General features: G+C 73.9%; 15 protein-coding genes and 1 pseudogene. 13 read left to right on the forward strand and 3 right to left on the reverse strand.

The window, feature by feature from the left end; genetic code table 11:
• Nucleotides 1–85: 85 nt before the first annotated feature.
• Nucleotides 86–2,164 carry a hypothetical protein gene (locus tag AB0G10_RS25595; protein ID WP_360926512.1) on the reverse strand — a complete coding sequence of 693 codons (2,079 nt, stop codon included), beginning with the start codon at nt 2,162–2,164 and terminating at the stop codon, nt 86–88.
• Between AB0G10_RS25595 and AB0G10_RS25600 the strand changes: the two genes are divergently transcribed.
• Together AB0G10_RS25600 and AB0G10_RS25605 are read left to right on the forward strand one after the other, a co-directional pair.
• Complete coding sequence (locus AB0G10_RS25600) at nt 2,087–3,106, forward strand: Replicase polyprotein 1ab (protein WP_360926515.1); 1,020 nt, start codon at nt 2,087–2,089, stop codon at nt 3,104–3,106. The two genes, AB0G10_RS25595 and AB0G10_RS25600, sit on opposite strands and share 78 nt — an antisense overlap.
• Nucleotides 3,094–3,891: pseudogene (locus AB0G10_RS25605) on the forward strand (HAD-IIA family hydrolase); the annotation flags it as partial. The gene AB0G10_RS25600 and the pseudogene AB0G10_RS25605, both read left to right, overlap by 13 nt.
• Nucleotides 3,892–4,465: 574 nt before the next feature.
• On the opposite strand, the gene AB0G10_RS25610 reads toward AB0G10_RS25605, so the two are convergent.
• Entirely contained in the window at nt 4,466–4,711 is a 246-nt protein-coding gene (locus AB0G10_RS25610) for a hypothetical protein (protein ID WP_360926518.1), read from the reverse strand.
• Between the two features lie 196 nt (nt 4,712–4,907).
• Nucleotides 4,908–5,243 (reverse strand): SCP2 sterol-binding domain-containing protein, encoded by a 336-nt coding sequence (locus AB0G10_RS25615; protein WP_360926521.1) that lies wholly within the window; start codon nt 5,241–5,243, stop codon nt 4,908–4,910.
• 96 nt (nt 5,244–5,339) lie between these two features.
• On the opposite strand from AB0G10_RS25615, the gene AB0G10_RS25620 reads away from it, so the two are divergent.
• The 11 genes from AB0G10_RS25620 (at nt 5,340) to AB0G10_RS25670 (ending at nt 18,223) form a co-directional block, all read left to right on the forward strand.
• Complete coding sequence (locus tag AB0G10_RS25620; protein ID WP_360926524.1) at nt 5,340–6,428, forward strand: hypothetical protein; 1,089 nt, start codon at nt 5,340–5,342, stop codon at nt 6,426–6,428.
• Between the two features lie 220 nt (nt 6,429–6,648).
• A complete protein-coding gene (locus AB0G10_RS25625; protein ID WP_360926527.1) occupies nt 6,649–6,816 on the forward strand; it encodes a hypothetical protein in 168 nt (55 codons plus the stop codon).
• 30 nt (nt 6,817–6,846) lie between these two features.
• On the forward strand, nt 6,847–7,686 hold the full coding sequence (locus AB0G10_RS25630; protein WP_360926529.1) for a TlyA family RNA methyltransferase: 840 nt from the start codon (nt 6,847–6,849) through the stop codon (nt 7,684–7,686).
• Nucleotides 7,683–8,570: an NAD kinase gene (locus AB0G10_RS25635; RefSeq protein ID WP_360926532.1), complete on the forward strand. Its 888-nt coding sequence runs from the start codon at nt 7,683–7,685 to the stop codon at nt 8,568–8,570. The genes AB0G10_RS25630 and AB0G10_RS25635 overlap by 4 nt, the downstream gene beginning before the upstream one ends.
• 50 nt (nt 8,571–8,620) lie before the next feature.
• Complete coding sequence (gene recN, locus AB0G10_RS25640) at nt 8,621–10,378, forward strand: DNA repair protein RecN (RefSeq protein WP_360926535.1); 1,758 nt, start codon at nt 8,621–8,623, stop codon at nt 10,376–10,378.
• A 73-nt stretch (nt 10,379–10,451) separates the two neighbouring features.
• Nucleotides 10,452–11,630: a putative cytokinetic ring protein SteA gene (gene steA, locus AB0G10_RS25645; protein WP_360926538.1), complete on the forward strand. Its 1,179-nt coding sequence runs from the start codon at nt 10,452–10,454 to the stop codon at nt 11,628–11,630.
• A gap of 7 nt (nt 11,631–11,637) precedes the next feature.
• Nucleotides 11,638–12,573 (forward strand): copper transporter, encoded by a 936-nt coding sequence (locus tag AB0G10_RS25650; protein WP_360926541.1) that lies wholly within the window; start codon nt 11,638–11,640, stop codon nt 12,571–12,573.
• 25 nt (nt 12,574–12,598) lie between these two features.
• The gene (locus AB0G10_RS25655; RefSeq protein ID WP_360926544.1) at nt 12,599–13,432 is read left to right on the forward strand and encodes a hypothetical protein; all 834 of its coding nucleotides are present in this window, start codon (nt 12,599–12,601) and stop codon (nt 13,430–13,432) included.
• Nucleotides 13,429–14,961 carry a lipid II flippase MurJ gene (locus AB0G10_RS25660; RefSeq protein WP_360926547.1) on the forward strand — a complete coding sequence of 511 codons (1,533 nt, stop codon included), beginning with the start codon at nt 13,429–13,431 and terminating at the stop codon, nt 14,959–14,961. The genes AB0G10_RS25655 and AB0G10_RS25660 overlap by 4 nt, the downstream gene beginning before the upstream one ends.
• On the forward strand, nt 14,958–16,061 hold the full coding sequence (locus AB0G10_RS25665; protein ID WP_360926550.1) for a glycosyltransferase family 4 protein: 1,104 nt from the start codon (nt 14,958–14,960) through the stop codon (nt 16,059–16,061). The genes AB0G10_RS25660 and AB0G10_RS25665 overlap by 4 nt, the downstream gene beginning before the upstream one ends.
• On the forward strand, nt 16,058–18,223 hold the full coding sequence (locus AB0G10_RS25670) for a hypothetical protein (RefSeq protein ID WP_360926553.1): 2,166 nt from the start codon (nt 16,058–16,060) through the stop codon (nt 18,221–18,223). The genes AB0G10_RS25665 and AB0G10_RS25670 overlap by 4 nt, the downstream gene beginning before the upstream one ends.
• Nucleotides 18,224–18,330: the final 107 nt, after the last annotated feature.

Below are 18,330 nucleotides of genomic sequence, written 5' to 3' on the forward strand. Positions count from 1 at the left end.
TTACATTCCGAACCCGGTAGCTAAGCCCTCCAGCGCCGATGGTACTGCACTCGGGAGGGTGTGGGAGAGTAGGACGCCGCCGGACTCAACGTGAAGGTCGAGGGCCGCCCCCGCTCGGGGTCGGCCCTCGACTGCGTTTGAGACAGATTCTCCGAGTAACTTTGTGTGTTGACGCTTGGCCGCCCGCTCCGAGGGCCTGCCGCCGTACTGGAAGGAATGATCCGTGACTGAAGGACCGCAGAACGGCGGCTCCAGCAACCGCGACGACGACCGTCGTCCCGGCCGCGGTCGCGACGGTGGTGACGAGCGCCGGGGTGACCGGGGCGGTTACCAGGGCGGCGGCGACCGAGGTGGGTCCCGCGGCTACCAGGGCGGCGACCGCGGCGGTTTCCGCGGCGGCGACCGCGACCGTGGCGGAGACCGTGGTGGCTACAACCGTGGCGGCGACCGGGGTGGCTACCAGGGCGGTGGCGACCGTGGAGGCTTCCGTGGGGGTGACCGTCCGCAGGGTGGCGGCTTCCGTGGCGACCGTCCGCAGGGCGACCGTGGCGGCTACCAGGGTGGCGGCGACCGCGGAGGCTTCCGCGGCGGAGACCGTGACCGTGGCGGCTACCAGGGCGGACAGCGCTCGGTGAGCGGCGACCGCGGCGGTTTCCGCGGCGGCGACCGCGACCGCGGTGGTTTCCAGGGCGGTGACCGTGGTGGTTTCCGTGGGGGTGACCGTCCGCAGGGCGGCGGCTTCCGTGGTGACCGTCCGCAGGGCGACCGTGGCGGCTACCAGGGTGGCGGCGACCGGGGCGGGTTCCGTGGTGGCGATCGTCCCCAGGGTGGTGGCTTCCGTGGCGGTGACCGTGACCGTGGTGGTTTCCAGGGCGGCGACCGTGGTGGTTTCCGTGGGGGTGACCGTCCGCAGGGCGGCGGCTTCCGTGGTGACCGTCCGCAGGGCGACCGTGGTGGCTACCAGGGCGGTGGCGACCGCGGCGGATTCCGTGGTGGCGACCGTGACCGCGGTGGCTTCCAGGGCGGTGACCGTGGCGGTTTCCGCGGCGGCGACCGTCCCCAGGGCGGCGACCGTGGCGGCTTCCGCAGCGACCGTCCGCAGGGCGACCGCGCCGGCTTCCAGGGTGGCGACCGCGGTGGGTTCCGTGGTGGCGACCGTGACCGCGGTGGCTTCCAGGGTGGCGACCGCGGTGGGTTCCGTGGTGGCGACCGTGACCGCGGTGGCTTCCAGGGCGGTGACCGCGGTGGGTTCCGTGGTGGTGACCGTCCGCAGGGCGACCGTGGCGGCTACCAGGGCGGTGGCGACCGCGGCGGATTCCGTGGCGGCGACCGTGACCGCGGTGGCTTCCAGGGCGGTGACCGTGGCGGTTTCCGTGGTGGTGACCGTCCGCAGGGTGGCGGCTTCCGGGGTGACCGTCCGCAGGGTGGCGGCTACCAGGGTGGCGGCGACCGGGGCGGGTTCCGGGGCGACCGTGACCGTACCGGTGGTCCCCGTGAAGGCTTCCAGGGCGGCGACCGCGGTGGGTTCCGCGGTGGCGACCGTGACCGTGGCGGTTTCCGCAGCGACCGTCCGCAGGGCGGCGGCTACCAGGGTGGCGGCGACCGCGGTGGATTCCGTGGTGGCGACCGTGACCGCGGTGGTTTCCAGGGGAGCGGCTTCCGTGGTGACCGTCAGCAGGGTGACCGCGGTGGCTACCAGGGTGGCGGCGACCGGGGCGGGTTCCGCGGCGGGGACCGTCCGCAGGGTGGCGGCTTCCGGGGCGACCGTGAGCGTGGCGGCTACCAGGGTGGCGGCGACCGCGGCGGTTACCAGGGCGGCGGCGACCGCGGTGGCTACCAGGGCGGTGGCGACCGGGGCGGGTTCCGGGGCGACCGGGACCGTGGTGGCTACCAGGGCGGCGAGCGCGGCGGCTACGGCCGGGACGGCGAGCGCGGCGGCTACAACCGCGACGGCGACAACGGGCGTCCCCAGGACGACCGTGAGGCCGGGCAGCCTTCGTTCCAGGCGCCGGAGATCCCCGAGGACATCGTCGCGACCGACCTCGACCAGGAGGTCCGCGCGGAGCTGAACTCCCTCGCCCGCGAGATGGCCGACAAGGTCGCCCGGCACCTCGTGGCGGCCGGCCAGATCATCGACGAGGACTCCGAGCTCGCGCTCCAGCACGCCATCGCGGCGCGGCGGCTCGCGTCCCGGATCGCCGTGGTGCGGGAGGCCGTCGGTCTCGCCGCCTACGCGGCCGGGGACTGGACGACCGCGATCGCCGAGCTGCGCACCTACCACCGGATGACCGGCCGGCAGACGCACCTCGCCGAGCTGGCCGACTGCGAGCGGGCGCTGGGCCGCCCCGAGCGGGCGATCGACCTCTACCGCGGCGCCGACGTGGCGAAGCTGGAGAAGAGCGGCGCGATCGAGCTGCTGATCGTGGCGGCCGGCGCCCGGGGCGACCTGGGTCAGCACGACGCCGCCGTGGCGATGCTCCAGGTCAAGGAGCTCACCACGGAAGAGGACGCGGAGTGGGCGGCGCGCCTGCGTTATGCGTACGCTGACGCCCTGCTCGCGGCGGACCGCCGGGAGGAAGCACGGGAGTGGTTCGCCCGGGCCGCCTCGGTCGACGAGGACCAGCTGACCGACGCCGCGGAGCGTCTGCTCGAGCTCGACGGTGTCGCCATCGAAGGTGACGACGACGAAGAGGGCGACGAGGAGACCGAGGCGGCGCTCGGCGAGGGTGGTCCGGAGACCCGTTCCGAGGACGACGACGACTCCGAGGGCGCTGCCGCCGGGGACGACGAGTTCGACGACGAGGACGAGGACGACGAGCCGGTCGCGGTGACCGGGGCCGACGAGTTCGAGGACGCGCCGGTCGCGGCCGGGCGGGCCGTCGAGGCCGACAGGTTCGCCGCGGACGACGAGGACGACGAGCCCGTCGCGGTGACCGTCGACGCCGACGAGGACGATGCGGTGACCGCCGCGGATGCCGACGAGGACGACGACGAGCCGGCCGAGCTGTCCGAGACCGACGTGAACACCGACGCCCTCGAGACCGAGAAGAAGCAGGCGGACGAGTTCTCCGCCAAGGCCGACGGCTCGGAGCAGCCGAAGGCATGAGCGACCACCTCGCCGGCGGCTACGACCTGGTCATCTTCGACCTGGACGGCGTGGTCTTCCTGATCGACAAGCCGATCCCGGGCGCTGCTGAAGCGGTCGAGCGGCTCCGATCGGACGGGACGCCGATCGCGTACGCGACGAACAACGCGTCGCGACGTGCCGCCGACGTGGCCGCTCTGCTGACCGGCATGGGTGTGAGCGCTGCGCCGGCCGAGGTGCTGACCTCGGCCGGCGCGTCCGCCGCCCTGATCGCCGAACGCCTGCCCGCCGGCGCCCCGGTGCTGGTGGTGGGCGCCGAGGCGCTGCGGGCCGAGGTACGCGACGCCGGGCTCACCCCGGTCGCCTCGGCCGTGGACGAGCCGGTCGCGGTGGTCCAGGGCTACGGCCCCGAGGTGGGCTGGAAGATCCTGGCCGAGGCGGCGCTGGCCGTCCGGGCCGGGGCGACCTGGTTCGCCACGAACACCGACCGCACCCTGCCCAGCCCGCGTGGCCCCCTGCCGGGGAACGGGTCGCTTGTCGCCGTACTCCGCACCGCTCTTGATCGTGATCCGGACGTGGTGGTCGGGAAGCCGCAGCCGGGCCTCTTCACGACCGCCGCGACCCTGTCGAGGGCGGACCGCCCCCTCGTCGTCGGCGACCGCCTGGACACCGACATCGAGGGCGCCGTCAACGCCGGCATGGACAGCCTCCTCGTCCTCACCGGCGTGAGCGGCCCGGCCGACCTGCTGGCCGCGCCGCCGGAACGCCGCCCCACCTACGTGACGGCCGACCTGTCCGGCCTCTTCCGCTCCGCCGACGAGGCCCGCCTCCCCGCCGTCGACTCCGCCGGCTCGGCGAACGACACGAACTCGGAGGCCGGCTCGGCGAACGACACGAGCTCGGAGGCCGGCTCGGCGAACGACACGAGCTCGGAGGCCGGCTCGGCGAACGGCACGAACTTGGAGGCCGGCTCGGCGAACGACGCGGACATCGCGGCCCGCCCGCCGGCGCCCGCGGAGAGCGAGGCCGGTGGCTGGCGTGTCACTCGAAGCGGTGATCGTGCCGTTCTCGAGGGCGCCGGCGAACCCGTGGATGCTCTGCGTCTGCTGTGCGCCCTCACCTGGAACGGCGTGCCGCTCGCCGCTGTCGAGGCCGGCTCTCCGGAAGCGGGCGAGCTGCTGCAGGCCTGGAACGCCTGACCCTTCCCGATGCGGCCGAACCGGCCCTCTTTGCGCCCATTTTCTTCCTAGTTTCCTAGGACGCCAAGAGGAGACGTGCGGGCGGGACTGGGGGGCGCGGTGGGGGAGTCGCTGCCGGGTGCTTCCGGCGTACGCAAGCAAAAGGCTGCGCCGGATCTCCTGGCTCGGCCTATCGCTGGTTCTAGTGAGCTTTGCGGCTTCGGGAGAGCTCGGCCAGCAGGCGGCTCGAAGCGATCGCTCCGCTGTCGGCGGGGGTGTGCTCGCGGTTGACCGGCATGGGGATGTGGTGACGGCGGCGCGGAAGGGGCGCGTCGGGGTCGATGTGCAGGAAGCCGTCGATCACCGAGAGGACCGGGGTGCTCATCCAGTCGAAGCTGGGCACCGCCATCTTCTCAGCCTGGGCGTGCAGCTCGTCGGAGGTGGTCATGATCCTTCCTTCCCGGCCGGCCCGCGCCGGTCAAGTCCGTCGTCCCCGTGAGGCCTACGTGCCCTCACCGCCAGCGTGGCACCGCGCGGGGGCCGGTGGCTACGTCCGGGAAAAGGTCAGGCATTAGCGCTCGCCCGGACGGGCGAATTGAACGATCCGGGTTGGTGGGACGTATCCGGGAGCGCTGCTGGTGGCCTCAGAGGAGCTTACGGAGTTTGAGCAGGTCGAACGGGTTCGCCTTGACGGTGACCTGCCGGGACGCGATGGCGCGGGTGACGTCGAGCCTGCCCTGGATCAGCGCGATCAGGTCGTCGCTCGAAGCGATCAGCGCGATCTTCGCCTTGGGGTCGTCGCCGTCCGCGATGTCGATCAGGCGGCCGCCGGTGATCCGGCCGTGGAACGCCGTCCCGAGGTCGGTCACCCGGCAGGCGAGGGTGCGATCGAGATCCAGATGGCCCTGGGCCTCGGCGTTGGCGGCCAGTTTCGCCGCCAGGTCGTGCAACGCTTGCCGGCACTCTTCCACGGTGGCCATTCGGCTCCCTCTCTCACGACACCAGCACGGTACCTCAGGTGATTATCGGGGGTGCCCGGTAGCGTGGCACCCGACGCGGCGAGAGGAGGCGGGATCATGGCGGATGCATGGCGGGCATATCTGGACCTGGCGCTCGGGCTGACCGAGGCCCCGAGGAAGAGGGCGCAGCAGGTCGCCGGGGAGGTGCTCTCCCGGGGCGGTGCGACGGCGGCGCAGCTGCAGGGCCTCGTGGAGGACCTGCTCTCGACCGGGATGGCGAACCGTGAGGCATTGACGAACATTGTTCGGTACGAGGTGGACCGCGCGCTCGGGCGCGTCGGGCTGGCCACGGCCGACGAGGTTTCCGACCTGACCACCCGGGTTCACGACCTGGAGCGGCAGTTGAGGGAGGCCGAGGCGCGCGCCGGTTCGGGCACGGGTGTCTCTCCGGATCTGCCGGTGGCCGCGGTGCCGCCCGTCCGGCCGGGGAAGAAGGCCGTCGCCAAGAAAGCGGTGAAGGCCAAGCCGAACGCGATGCCCGCCGCCGCGACCGGACCGTCGGTGTCACCGGCCAATGTGGCTTCGGCGGCGCCCGCTACTCCGTCGTCGCCGGTGCGGAAGGCCGCGAAGAAGAGGGCGGCTTCCGCGGGCTCCTCGAACGGGGGCGGCGCCGGCTCGGTCGCTGAGACTCCGGCCACGAGTGCGCCGGCCAAGAGCGCGCCGGCCAAGAGCGCGCCCGTCAAGAGCGCGCCGGTCAAGAAGGCTGCTGTGAAACGGACGCCGGCCAAGAAGGCGGTCGCGGGGAAGACCGCCGTTCCGGCGCAGGCCACGCCCGTCGCGGATGTGGTGACGCCGGCCGCGGAGGTCGCCGTGCCGGCCGGGAGTGTGGATGTTCCGGCGGGGACCGTGGCCGCTCCGGTGAGCGGGGTGGTGGAGGCCGCGGCGGCCACCGAGATTCCGGCGGTGGAGGCCGTGACGGCTGAGGCCGGTGCGCCTGCCCGGAAGGCCGCTGCCCGCAAGGCTGCGCCGGCTCAGAAGCGGGCGCCTCGCAAGGCTGGCCCGGTGACGGCTGAGAGCGCCGGAAGCAAGACCGCAACCGGGAACGCCGGAACCGAGGCGCCGGCGCGGAAGCGGGCTCCTCGGAAGACGGCAGCACAGAAGGCGGTGCCCGGCCAGGCGGCGCCGGTCGAGAGCACGGAGGCGTGATCCTGTGACGTTCCCTTACGCCGCACAGCCGGGTCCGCGTCCGGGGCCGCCGCCGGGTGGATTCCGGCCGGGTCCGCCCGCCGGGGCGCCGCATGCGCAGCCGGGTGCCGCGCCGCACGCCCAGCCGCACGCTCAGCCGGGTGCCGCGCCGCACGCCCAGCCGCACGCTCAGCCGGGTGCCGCGCCGCACGCCCAACCGCATGCGCGGCCTGATGCGGGGATGCATGAGGCCGGCGGCGGGATGGGGGAGGACACCGGGCACCCCGCTGTGGACGCGGTGCTACGGTCGCTCGCCAACGCCGCGCGGCTGGCACCGGCCGAGCAGATCGCCGAGTACGAGGCCGCGCACCAGGTGCTCCAGGAAACCCTGGCGAGCATCGACCGCTGAGACCTCGTACAGAAAAAGGGTTTGATCTAGATGGCCCGCCGTGCGCGACTGGACGCTGAACTCGTCCGCCGCAAGCTCGCTCGTTCCCGGGAACAGGCCGCCGCCCTCGTGGCGGCCGGCCGTGTGCAGGTCCGTGGCGTCGCCGCCCAGAAGGTGGCGGCCATGGTCGACCCGGCCGACCCGATCGTGGTGACCGGGGAGGATCCGCAGACCGAGTACGTCTCCCGGGGCGGGCACAAGCTCGCGGGCGCCCTCGCGGGATTCAAGGACCTGTCCGTCACCGGACGCCGCTGTCTCGACGCCGGCGCCTCGACCGGCGGCTTCAGCGACGTGCTGCTGCGGGCCGGGGCGAAGCAGGTGGTGGCGGTGGACGTCGGGTACGGGCAGCTGGCCTGGCCGATCCGCACCGACGAGCGGGTGGTCGTGATGGAGCGCACCAACGTGCGCACGCTGACCCCGGACGCGATCGGCGGCACTGTCGACCTGACCGTGGCGGACCTGTCGTTCATCTCGCTGCGGCTGGTGCTGCCGGCGCTGGCGTCCTGCACGGCCGCGGACGGCGACCTGGCGCTCATGGTGAAACCGCAGTTCGAGGTCGGCAAGGAGCGGGTCGGTGCCGGTGGTGTGGTCCGGGACTGGCGGTTGCGTGCCGAGGCGGTCATGGACGTGGCGGCAGCCGCTCAAGAGCAGGGCCTGGGGGTACGGGACGTGACGGCGAGCCCGCTGCCCGGCCCGAGCGGGAACGTGGAGTTCTTCGTGTGGTTCCGGCGGGACGCCCCTCCCGCCGATCGGCAGCGGATCGAGAGCGTGGTCGAGGCAGGGCCCGGCCCGGCGTCCCCCATTCCGGAGTCACAGTTGGAGGAGAAATGACCCGCTCGGCCCTGCTGGTGACGCACACCGGGCGCAGGCAGAGCACCCAGCACGCCCGTGCCGTGGCGCTGGACCTGATCGCGGCCGGGTTCGAGGTGCGGGTCATCGCCGAGGAGGTCGCCGACCTGGACCTGCCGGACGGCGTGCAGCCGGTGGACGGCCCGGCCGCGGCCGAGGGCGCCGAGATCGTGCTGGCGCTCGGCGGCGACGGCACGTTCCTGCGCGCCGCCGACCTGGCCCGCCCGGTGAAGGCGCCGCTGCTCGGCATCAACCTGGGCAAGGTGGGCTTCCTCGCCGAGGCGGAGATCGACCACATCGACGAGGCCGTCGCGAGCGTGGTGGCCGGTGACTACACGGTCGACGAGCGGCTCACCCTGGACGTGCGGGCCGAGTACGACGGCCGGCTGATCGCCGAGTCGTGGGCGCTGAACGAGGTGTCGGTGGAGAAGGGGCAGCGGGCGCAGATGCTCGAGCTCCTCGTCGACGTGGACGGCCGGCCGCTCTCCCGCTACGGCTGCGACGGTGTGGTGTGCGCCACACCGACCGGGTCGACGGCGTACGCGTTCTCGGCCGGCGGACCGGTGGTCTGGCCCGAGGTGGAGGCGCTGCTGCTGGTCCCGATCAGCGCGCACGCCCTCTTCTCCAAGCCGCTGGTGACCGCGCCGACGTCGACGTTCGTCCTCACGGTCGACCCGTATACGTCCTTTGCGGTGCTCTGCTGTGACGGTCGCCGCACCTGGGACCTGCCGCCCGGCTCGACGGTGACGGTCGAACGGGGCCGGCTGCCCGTCCGGGTGGTCCGTCTCGCGCCCCGGCCGTTCACCGACACGCTCGTGGCGAAGTTCGAGCTCCCGGTGGTCGGCTGGCGCGGCAATCGACGCTGATCACCTCCCGAGTTGGGCGATTGTCGGTGGGCACCGATACTGTCTGCCCTGTGCTGGAGGAACTGCGCATCACCGGGCTCGGCGTCATCGACGACACCACGCTGAGGCTGACGTCGGGAATGAATGTGATCACCGGCGAGACCGGTGCGGGCAAGACGATGGTGGTGACCGGCCTCGGCCTGCTCTTCGGCGGCCGGGCCGACGCCGGCCGGGTCCGCGCCGATCCGGGCCGTGCCGTGGTCGAGGGCCGGCTGCGCCTGGCGGGGACGCTCGGTGACGCGGTCCGCACCCGGATCACCGATGCGGGCGGCGAGACCGACGACGACGGCTCGCTGCTGCTGAGCCGCACCGTGACGGCCGAGGGCCGCTCCCGGGCGCACGTCGGCGGCCGCAGCATGCCGGTGTCGACGCTCAGCGAGCTCGGCGAGCAGGTGCTGGCCGTGCACGGACAGTCCGACCAGTTGCGGCTGCTGCGCCCGTCCGAGCAGCGCTCGGCGCTCGACCGGTTCGCCGGCCCGGAGCACGAGAAGCTGCTGGAGAGCTACCGCGAGGCGTTCACCCGCTGGCGCCGGGTCGTCGACGACCTGGCCGACCGGCGGCGCAACGCCCGGCAGCGCTCGCAGGAGGCCGACCTGCTCAAGCTCGGGCTCGACGAGATCACCCGGGTCGACCCGCAGCCCGGTGAGGACGAGGAGCTGCGCCAGGAGGTGCAGCGGCTGGAGCACGCCGAGGGTCTGCGGGTGGCCGCGGCCCTGGCGGCGCAGGCGCTGGCCGGCGGGGTGGAGGCGGCCGACGACACGCCCGACGCGACCCAGCTGCTCGGCACCGCCCGGCGGACGCTGGAGGGCCAGGCCGGGGTGGATCCGCGGCTCGGCGAGCTGGCGCTGCGGATCGAGGAGGCGGCGACCCTGGTGGGTGACGTCTCCTCGGAGCTGAGCTCCTACCTCGGCGAGCTGGACGCCGACCCGGCCCGGCTGGAGGCGATCTACGAGCGCCGCGCGGCGCTGCGGGCGCTCACCCGGAAATACGCGGACGACATCGACGGCGTGATCGCCTGGGCGGAGAACGCGAAGTCCAAGCTCACCGAGCTGGACTCGTCCGACGAGCTGCTGGAGGAGCTGGACAAGGAGCGCCAGCGGCTCGCCGCGACGGTGGGCGAGCTGGCGGGCCGGCTCACCGCGGCGCGGCGCGAGGCGGCGGTCCGGTTCTCCGAGGCGGTCAGCGTGGAGCTGGCCGGGCTCGCGATGCCGCACGCCCGGGTCGAGGTGGCGGTGCTGACCCGCACGCCGTCCAAGGACGAGCCGGCCGTGACGGTCGACGGCGAGGAGCTGGCGGCCGGGGCGGACGGCGCCGACGAGGTGGAGCTGCGGCTGCACGCCCACCCGGGCGCGCCGTCGCTGCCGCTGCAGAAGGGCGCCTCCGGTGGTGAGCTGTCCCGGGTGATGCTGGCGATCGAGGTGGTGTTCGCCGGTGCCGGTGGCCCGCCGACGCTGGTGTTCGACGAGGTCGACTCGGGGGTGGGCGGCACGGCCGCGGTGGAGATCGGCCGCCGGCTGGCGCGCTTGGCCCGTACCCATCAGGTCCTGGTCGTGACGCACCTGCCGCAGGTCGCGGCATTCGCCGATCGCCACCTCGTGGTGGCGAAGGACACCGGCGGCGCGATCACCACGAGTGGCGTCCGGATCGTGGAGGAGACCGAGCGGGCCCGGGAGCTGTCCCGGATGCTGGCCGGTCTGCCCGATTCGGACCTCGGCATCGCGCATGCCGAGGAACTACTGTCGGTAGCGGCTCGTGAGAAACGTGCGTGAAAAGTCGCATTTGTCGGTGAGGTGGCGCATGTCGCGGGGGGACAGTGTGCGACGGCGTGTCAGGATGGCCGGGATGCGACTACCCACTCTGCGGCGCACGCGTGCCACCGAGCCGGGCCCGGTCTCCGGGCTGGTTCGGCTCGACCGGCGCACGAAACGACTGACCGGCCGGCTGCGGCCCGGCGAGATCGCCGTGATCGACCACGTCGACCTCGACCGGGTGGCGGCCGACTCGCTGGTGGCCTCCGGCGTCACGGCGGTGCTCAACGCGAAGCCGTCGATCTCCGGTCGCTACCCGAACCTGGGTCCCGAGGTGCTGATCCAGGGCGGCGTCGTGCTCGTCGACGGTCTCGGTGAGGACGTCTTCAAGGGCCTGCGCGAGGGGCAGACGGTCAGCATCGACGGCGGCACCGTGCTGCTGAACGGCGAGCCGGTGGCGAGCGGCGAGCGGCAGGACGCGGAGAGCGTCGCCAAGGCCATGGCGGACGCCCGGGAGGGCCTGTCGGTGCAGCTCGAGGCGTTCGCGGCGAACACCCTCGACTACATGAAGCAGGAGCGGGAGCTGCTGCTCGACGGCGTCGGCGTGCCCGACGTGCGCACCCGCATCGCCGGCCGGCACGTGCTGATCGTGGTGCGCGGCTACGACTACAAGGAGGACCTCGACGTCCTCCGGCCCTACATCCGGGAATACAAGCCGGTCCTGATCGGGGTGGACGGCGGCGCCGACGCCCTGGTGGAGAACGGCTACACCCCCGACATGATCATCGGCGACATGGACTCGGTCACCGACGACGTGCTGCGGTGCGGCGCCGAGGTGATCGTGCACGCCTACCCGGACGGGCGCGCGCCCGGTCTCGAGCGGGTCAGCAACCTGGGCGTCGACGCGATCACCTTCCCGGCCGCGGCCACCAGCGAAGACCTGGCGATGCTGCTCGCCGACGAGAAGGGCGCGTCGCTGATCGTGGCGGTCGGCACCCACGCGAACCTGGTCGAGTTCCTCGACAAGGGCCGCGGCGGCATGGCGTCGACGTTCCTGACCCGTCTCAAGGTCGGCGGCAAGCTCGTCGACGCGAAGGGCGTGAGCCGGCTCTACCGGCAGAACATCTCCGGCTCGGCGCTGCTGCTGCTGGTCCTGTCGGCCCTCGCGGCGATGGCGTCGGCGGTGGCCGTGTCCACGGTGGGGAAGGCGTACCTCACCGTCGTGTCCGAGTGGTGGGACAATTTCGTCTTCCAGCTCGGCAATCTTTTCTGAGGTAGTCGTGATCAACTTCCGGTACCACGTGGTGTCGCTCACCGCGGTCTTCCTCGCGCTCGCGATCGGCCTGGTGGTCGGCACCGCGGCGCTCAACGGCCCGGTCTCGGAGAACCTGCGCACCAACCTCGAGGCGTTGAAGAAGGACAACGACGTCCGGCGCGACCAGGTCAACCAGCTGCGCGACGAGCTCAACCGCGGGCAGGACTTCGCCACCGAGATGGCGCCGGTCGTGCTGGCCGGCAAGCTGACCGCCCGCAAGGTCGCGGTGGTCTCGCTGCCCGGCGCCGACGAGTCCGCCGACGGCGTGGCGAAGATGCTCAACGTGGCCGGCGCGACGCTCACCGCCCGGGTCGCGGTCGAGGACAAGTTCTTCGACCCGAACTACACGAACGAGCTGCTCGACCTCGCCGACCAGTCGTCGCAGCCGACCATCCCGGTGACCTCGCTGCCGCGCAACAGCGACGGCGTGGAGACGGCCAGCGCGCTGCTGGCGCTCGCCCTGCAGCAGGGCTCCGGCTCCACCCCGCCCACCCCGGACGACGTGACGGCCGTGCTCACCGCGCTGTCCAAGGCGGGCTACCTCGCCGTCGAGGACGACGCGACCGGTGGCGCCGAGGCGATCGTGCTGGTCGCCGCCGAGCCGGCCACCGACAAGGACGCCACCACGAAGAGCCAGTCGGCGGTGACCGTGGCGACCCAGTTCCACCAGAACCGGCCGCTCGTGGTGGCCGGTGACGGCGCGGGCGAGGGCAGCCTGGTCTCCGGGGTCCGCAACGACCCGACGCTGGTGCAGAAGATCTCCACGGTGGACAACGTGAGCACGGTGCAGGGTCAGGTGGCGACCGCGATGGCGGCCACCGAGCGCCTGGTGCAGAACCGGGTCGGCCAGTACGGCCTCGCCGCGGGCGCCACCTCGATGGTGCCGTCCGCAGCGTCCTAGGCCCGGCTGACTAAACTTCCGGGCCATGGCCTTCCTCCGCTCGTTCGGCATCGGTGCGCTCGTCGCGCGGACCGCGCTCGGCTGGGTGCGGCGCGACCCGAACGCGGGTGACCTGCGCCGGACCAACTTCCACGGGCGGACGGTGACGCTCGCGGGCGGTCCCGCGCTGGCCCTCGGCGCCACCGCGGGCGCCGCCTCGGGCGCGGCGACGACCCGGCTCGCGGCCGCCGCGGTGGCGGCCGGCGCGGTGAGCGGCGCGGTCGGCTTCTACGACGACGTGGTCGGCAACCGGCCCGAGCAGAAGGCGTTCAAGGGCTTCGCCGGCCACCTCGGCGCGCTGCGCGAGGGGAAGGTCACCAGCGGCCTCGTCAAGATCGCCGGAGTGGGCGCGGCCGGGCTCGCGGCGTCCGCGCTGATCGGCAGCCGCCGCTCGTCGCGCTTCGGCAGGGGCGCCGACGTGCTGCTCGGCGCCGGGGTGATCGCCGGCACCGCGAACCTGCTGAACCTGCTCGACCTGCGCCCGGGCCGCGCGCTCAAGGCCGGGACGATCCTCGGCGCGCCGCTCGCGCTGGGCCGGGGCGGCGCGCTGACCGCCGGCACGCTCGGGGCCGGTGCCGCGCTGCTGCCCGCCGACCTGAACGAGGAGATCATGCTCGGCGACTCCGGGGCGAACGCGCTGGGCGCGCTGCTCGGCGTCGCGTTCACGGCGCGCTCCGGGACGGCCGGCCGGGTCGCCGCGCTGGCCGTGCTGGCGTCGCTCACCGCGGCCAGCGAGCAGATCAGCTTCACCAAGGTCATTCAGGACACGCCGTGGCTGCGCGCCGTCGACGAGCTCGGCCGCCGGCCTCCCGAAGCGTGACCCGAGCCGTCAAGACCGGGCTCGTGGGGGCGGCCGCCCTCATCACGATCCTGACGGTCGTCGCCCGGCTGGCCGGGTTCGCCCGCACCTTCGTCTTCCTGCGCACGGTCGGCCACGAGTCGCTCGGTGACGTCTACAACGCCGCCAACGTCATCCCGAACATCGTCTTCGAGCTGGTGGCCGGCGGCGCCCTGGCGAGCCTCGTGGTGCCGCTGCTGGCCGGCGCCGTGGCGGCCGGCGACCGGGACCGGGCGCACGCTGTCGCCTCGGCCCTGCTCACCTGGGTGCTGGTGCTGCTCGTGCCGCTGGCCCTGCTGCTCGCCGTCCTGGCCGGGCCGATCAGCGACCTGCTGCTGGCCGGGGCCCCGGAGCAGAACCGGGAGCTGGCCGCGAGCATGCTGCGGATCTTCGCGCCGCAGCTGCCGCTCTACGGGATCGGCATCGTGCTGACCGGTGTGCTGCAGGCCCACCACCGGTTCGCCTGGCCGGTGATCGCGCCGCTGCTGTCCAGCGTCACGGTGATGGCGGCCTACCTCACGTACGCCGTGGTCGACGGCGCGAAGAGCGACATCGCCGGGCTGTCCGGGACCGGTGAGCTGATCCTGGCGGGCGGCACCACGCTCGGCGTCGTGGTGCTCTCGCTCTGCCTGGTCGTCCCGCTGCGGGGCCTGCGGCTGCGGCTGCGGCCCTCGCTGCGGTTCCCGGGCGGGGAGGGGCGCAGGGCGGTCGGGCTCGGCTGGGCCGGGGCCGTGACGGTCGGCTCGCAGCAGGTCATGACGCTGGTGGTGCTGGCGCTGACCGCGACCGGCGGGCTCACCCTCTACACCACGGCGCAGACGGTGTTCCTGCTGCCGTGGGCGATCCTGGCGGTGCCGCTGGCCACGGCGGTCTATCCCCGGCTGTCGGCCGCCGCCGAGCACGGGGATGAGGAGGGTTATCGGGCGGCGTTGAGCTCGTCCGCCCGTACCGTGGTGGTGCTGGCGGGGCTGGGGGTTGCGGCTCTCGTCGCGCTGGCCGAGCCTGCCGCCTACTTGATCGATGCTCCGCCGGCGGCGGAGGGGATCGCTGGTTTCGCGCCGGGACTTTTCGGATATGCCCTATTCGCGCTGCTGTCCCGAGCGCTCTATGCGCGGGGTGCGACGCGGGCGGCGGCGGGGGCGACGGCGGCGGGATGGTTCGTGGCGGCCATCGCAGCATTTTTCCTGATAAAAGCGGACACGTTGGGCCTCGGGCTGGCGAACAGTGCCGGCATGACGGTGCTGGCGATCCTGCTGGCCGCCGCCGTGCACCGGCATTCTCCACGATCGCTGAACGGGCTGGCCCGAGCCACCGCCGCCGCGGTGGTAGCGGCGGCGCTGGCAGGCGGCGCCGGCTGGTGGGTGGTGCGGCAGCTGCAACCGGACACCCCGAGCGTGGGAGGCAGCCTCCTCGAAGGCATGCTGGGCGGTGTCGTGGTCGCGGTGGCGTACGCCGCGGTGGTGTGGGTGCTGGACCGGGAAACTCTCAGAAGGCGAGGACGCGGCTCGTGAGCAGCGACGACAGATGGCAGGGCTCGGTCGTGCTGGTGCTGGCGTCCAGCACCGGCGGGATCGGCCAGCACGTCGCCTCGCTGGCCCGCGGCCTGGTCGCGGCGGGCTGCCGGGTGCTGGTCTGCGGCCCGGCCGCCACCGACGCGCACTTCGGCTTCAGCGCCGCCGGCCTCGACTTCGCGCCGGTGGAGATCCCGGCCGACCCGGGCCCGCAGGACTCCGGCGCGATCCGGCAGCTGCGCAAGGCGATCGCCGGCCGCGACGCCGCGGTGATCCACGCGCACGGGTTGCGCGCCGGGTTCGTGGTGTCGCTGGCGCGCACCGGCCTGCCGGTCGTGGTGACCTGGCACAACGCCGTGCTCGCCCGCGGCCTCAAGGGCCAGGCCGGCGCGCTGCTGGAGCGGATCGTGGCGCGTAACGCCACGCTCACCCTGGGCGCCTCGGAGGACCTGGTGGAGCGGGCCGTGGCGCTCGGCGCGAAGAGGGCCCGGCTCGGCCCGGTCGCCGCGCCCGAGCTCGGCTCGCCGAAGCGCACCCGCGCGGCGGTCCGCGCCGAGTTCCGGCTCAAGCCGGAGACCCCGCTGATCCTGTCGGTCGGCCGGCTGCACCCGCAGAAGCGCTACGACCTGCTCGTCGACGCGTCCGCCCGGTGGCGGGAGCTGAGCCCGGCCCCGGTCGTGGCGGTGGCCGGCTCCGGCCCCAGCTACATGCCGCTGGCCCAGCGCGCGTCCCAGCTGCACGCCCCGTTCCACCTGCTCGGCCACCGTACCGACGTGCCCGACCTGCTGCTCGGCGCCGACCTCGCGGTGGTCACCAGCGACTGGGAGGCGCGGCAGCTGTTCACCCAGGAGGCGCTGCACGCCGGCGTGCCGCTGATCGTCACGGCGGTCGGCGGGCTGCCCGGCCTGGTCGGCGACGCGGCCCTGACCATCCCGCCGGGCGACCTGGACGCGCTCGACGAGGCGGTCCGCCGGATGCTGGCCGACCCGGACCTGCGCGCCGATTACGCGGCCCGCGGCCCGGTGCGGGCCGCGAGCTGGCCCCGGGAGGCGGACGTGGTCGCCGACGTGCGCGCCGCCTATGCCGAGGCGACCCGGTGAAGAAGACCTGGTTCACCTACCTGCTCGTCGCCCTGGTCGCGCTGACCAGCCTCGCCGGGCTGGCGATCCGCCCGGCCGAGCAGGCCCGCCGCGGCGCCGCCGACTACGTGGTGGTGGCCGCCGCGCCCGGCCTGCGCTGGGAGGACCTGGACCCGCAGCGGACCCCGGCGCTCTGGCAGGAGGCGCGGACCGGGTCGGTGGGCTGGCTGACCGTGCGCTCGGCGCACGACGTGACCTGCCCGGCCGACGGCTGGCTCACCCTGGGCGCCGGCAACTACGCGGCCTGGGACACCCGTGAGGTGACCGGGAAGTGCGCTCCCGCCGCGCCGCAGCTGAACCGCCCCGACGACATCGGCGCCAGCGTCGTCGACCAGCGCACCGTGGTCCGCAACAACCAGGACCGGATGCCGTACGGCACCACGCCCGGCGCGCTCGCCGAGTCGGTGCGGTGCACGTACGCGATCGGCCCGGGCGCGGCGATCGCGGCGGCCCGCCCGTTCGGCCGGGTCGACAAGTACGCCGCCGAGCTGCCCGCCGACCCGTCCGGGGTGCTCGGCGACTGCGTGCTCAGCATCGTCGACCTCGGCACGATCACCGGCTCGGGCGCCGAGCGCCAGGCCGCCGTGGCCGCCGCCGACGCCACCCTGGCCCGGGTGCTCGCGGCCCGCCCGGAGCGCTCGCTCATGCTGATCGCCGGTGTCTCGGACACCGACACCAGCTCCCGGCTGCACGTCGCGATCGCCGAGGGGCCGGGCTGGCAGGGCGGCTGGCTCACCTCGGCCGGCACCGGCCGCGACGGGTACCTGCAGCTCGTCGACCTGGCGCCGACCGTGCTGTCGGCGCTGGGCCGGCCGTCGCCGGAGAAGCTGTTCGCCGGGTACGCCGCGACCGTGGCGGAGGGGCGCCCGGCCGACCCGGCCGAGGCGATGCAGGGCGAGCACGACGCGGACCGCCGGGCGATCGCCCAGCGCGGCGTCGCGGAGATCTTCTTCACGGTGCTGGCCGTCGTGCAGCTGCTGCTGTTCGCGCTGGCGGTCCCCGTACTCATCAGGGCCCGGCGGCATGCCGGCCCGGCGGGACCACCGCTGCCGCCGCCGCGCCTGGTCGCGGCGGTGGAGGCCGCGCTGATCGCGGCCGGGCTGGCGATCCCGGCCGCGCTCGTGGCCGACCTGGTGCCGTGGTGGACCAGTGAGCACCCGGCCTGGATGTTCGGCGCGGCCACGGCGGCCCTGATGATCCTCGGCACACTGCTGATCCGGCTGTCGCCGCGCTACCCGCGCACGCTGCTGCCGATGGCGGCGGTCTCCGCGGCCGCCGTGCTGGTGGTCGCGGCCGACCTGGTCACCGGCGCCCGGCTGCAGCTCAACGGGGTGGCCGGCTACTCGGCCGTGTACGGCGTCCGCTACTCCGGCGTCGGCAGCGTCGGTCTCGGCGTCTTCGTGGCCGGCCTACTGCTGCTGGCCGGGTGCGTGGCGCAGCGGGTGACCCGGCAGTGGCGCCCGCTCGTCGTGGTGATCTTCGGCGGGCTGGGCGTGGTCGTGGTGGGCAGCCCCTACCTGGGCGCCGACCCGGTGGGCGCGATCGCGCTCACGGCCGGGGTGTGCGTGGCCGCGGCGATCAGCACCGGCGGCTGGCTGACGTTCCCGCGCTTCGCCTGGGCGGCGCTGTGCGGTCTCGTGGTGACCATCGGCTTCGCCGTGTTCGACCTGCGCCGGCCGCCGCTGGAGCAGGGCACGCTCGGCCGGTTCCTGACGGCGCTCGCGAACGGCACGGCCGGGCCGGCCATGCAGCGGGCCGCCGCGGCCAGCGGTCAGGCCCTGCTGGACAGCCCGCTCACGCTGCTGGCGCTCTTCGGCGCGCTGATGCTGGTGTTCTGCCAGTTCTCGCCGTGGGGTGGCCTCTACCGGCTGTACGGGCTGAACCCGGCGATCCGGGCCGGCGTGGCCGGGACGATCGTGGCGACGCTGATCGCCGGGGTGTTCGGCGGCAGCGCGCTCGGGGTGGCCGGCACGGCCGCGGCGCTCGCCGTGCCGATGGCGGTGCTGGCCGCGCTGCGGGTGCTGCTGCACGCCGCGGACCGGACCCCGCCGCCCGGCGAAACGGACGGACCGGGCGGCCCGCTGATGCGCAAAACGGACGAAGAGCCGGAACGGATCCGATGACACGCGGCCGGAGCAGCCCGAACGGCGCTGCTCCGGCAAGGAGTGTTACGGTGAATTCCCGTGGATGGGGCCTGGCCCCCGCCGCAAGATCAAAGACAGGCGACCAC

Origin of the sequence: Actinoplanes sp. NPDC023714, from assembly GCF_040639855.1 — a bacterium.
Lineage (GTDB): Bacteria > Actinomycetota > Actinomycetes > Mycobacteriales > Micromonosporaceae > Actinoplanes.

Coding starts and splice junctions, on each gene's coding strand:
- steA (WP_360926538.1), top strand. CDS start 10,452: ATGCGACTACCCACTCTGCGGCGCACGCGTGCCACCGAGCCGGGCCCG.
- AB0G10_RS25655 (WP_360926544.1), top strand. CDS start 12,599: ATGGCCTTCCTCCGCTCGTTCGGCATCGGTGCGCTCGTCGCGCGGACC.
- AB0G10_RS25635 (WP_360926532.1), top strand. CDS start 7,683: ATGACCCGCTCGGCCCTGCTGGTGACGCACACCGGGCGCAGGCAGAGC.
- AB0G10_RS25615 (WP_360926521.1), bottom strand. CDS start 5,243: ATGGCCACCGTGGAAGAGTGCCGGCAAGCGTTGCACGACCTGGCGGCG.
- AB0G10_RS25630 (WP_360926529.1), top strand. CDS start 6,847: ATGGCCCGCCGTGCGCGACTGGACGCTGAACTCGTCCGCCGCAAGCTC.
- AB0G10_RS25610 (WP_360926518.1), bottom strand. CDS start 4,711: ATGACCACCTCCGACGAGCTGCACGCCCAGGCTGAGAAGATGGCGGTG.
- AB0G10_RS25620 (WP_360926524.1), top strand. CDS start 5,340: ATGGCGGATGCATGGCGGGCATATCTGGACCTGGCGCTCGGGCTGACC.
- AB0G10_RS25600 (WP_360926515.1), top strand. CDS start 2,087: ATGGCCGACAAGGTCGCCCGGCACCTCGTGGCGGCCGGCCAGATCATC.
- AB0G10_RS25625 (WP_360926527.1), top strand. CDS start 6,649: ATGCATGAGGCCGGCGGCGGGATGGGGGAGGACACCGGGCACCCCGCT.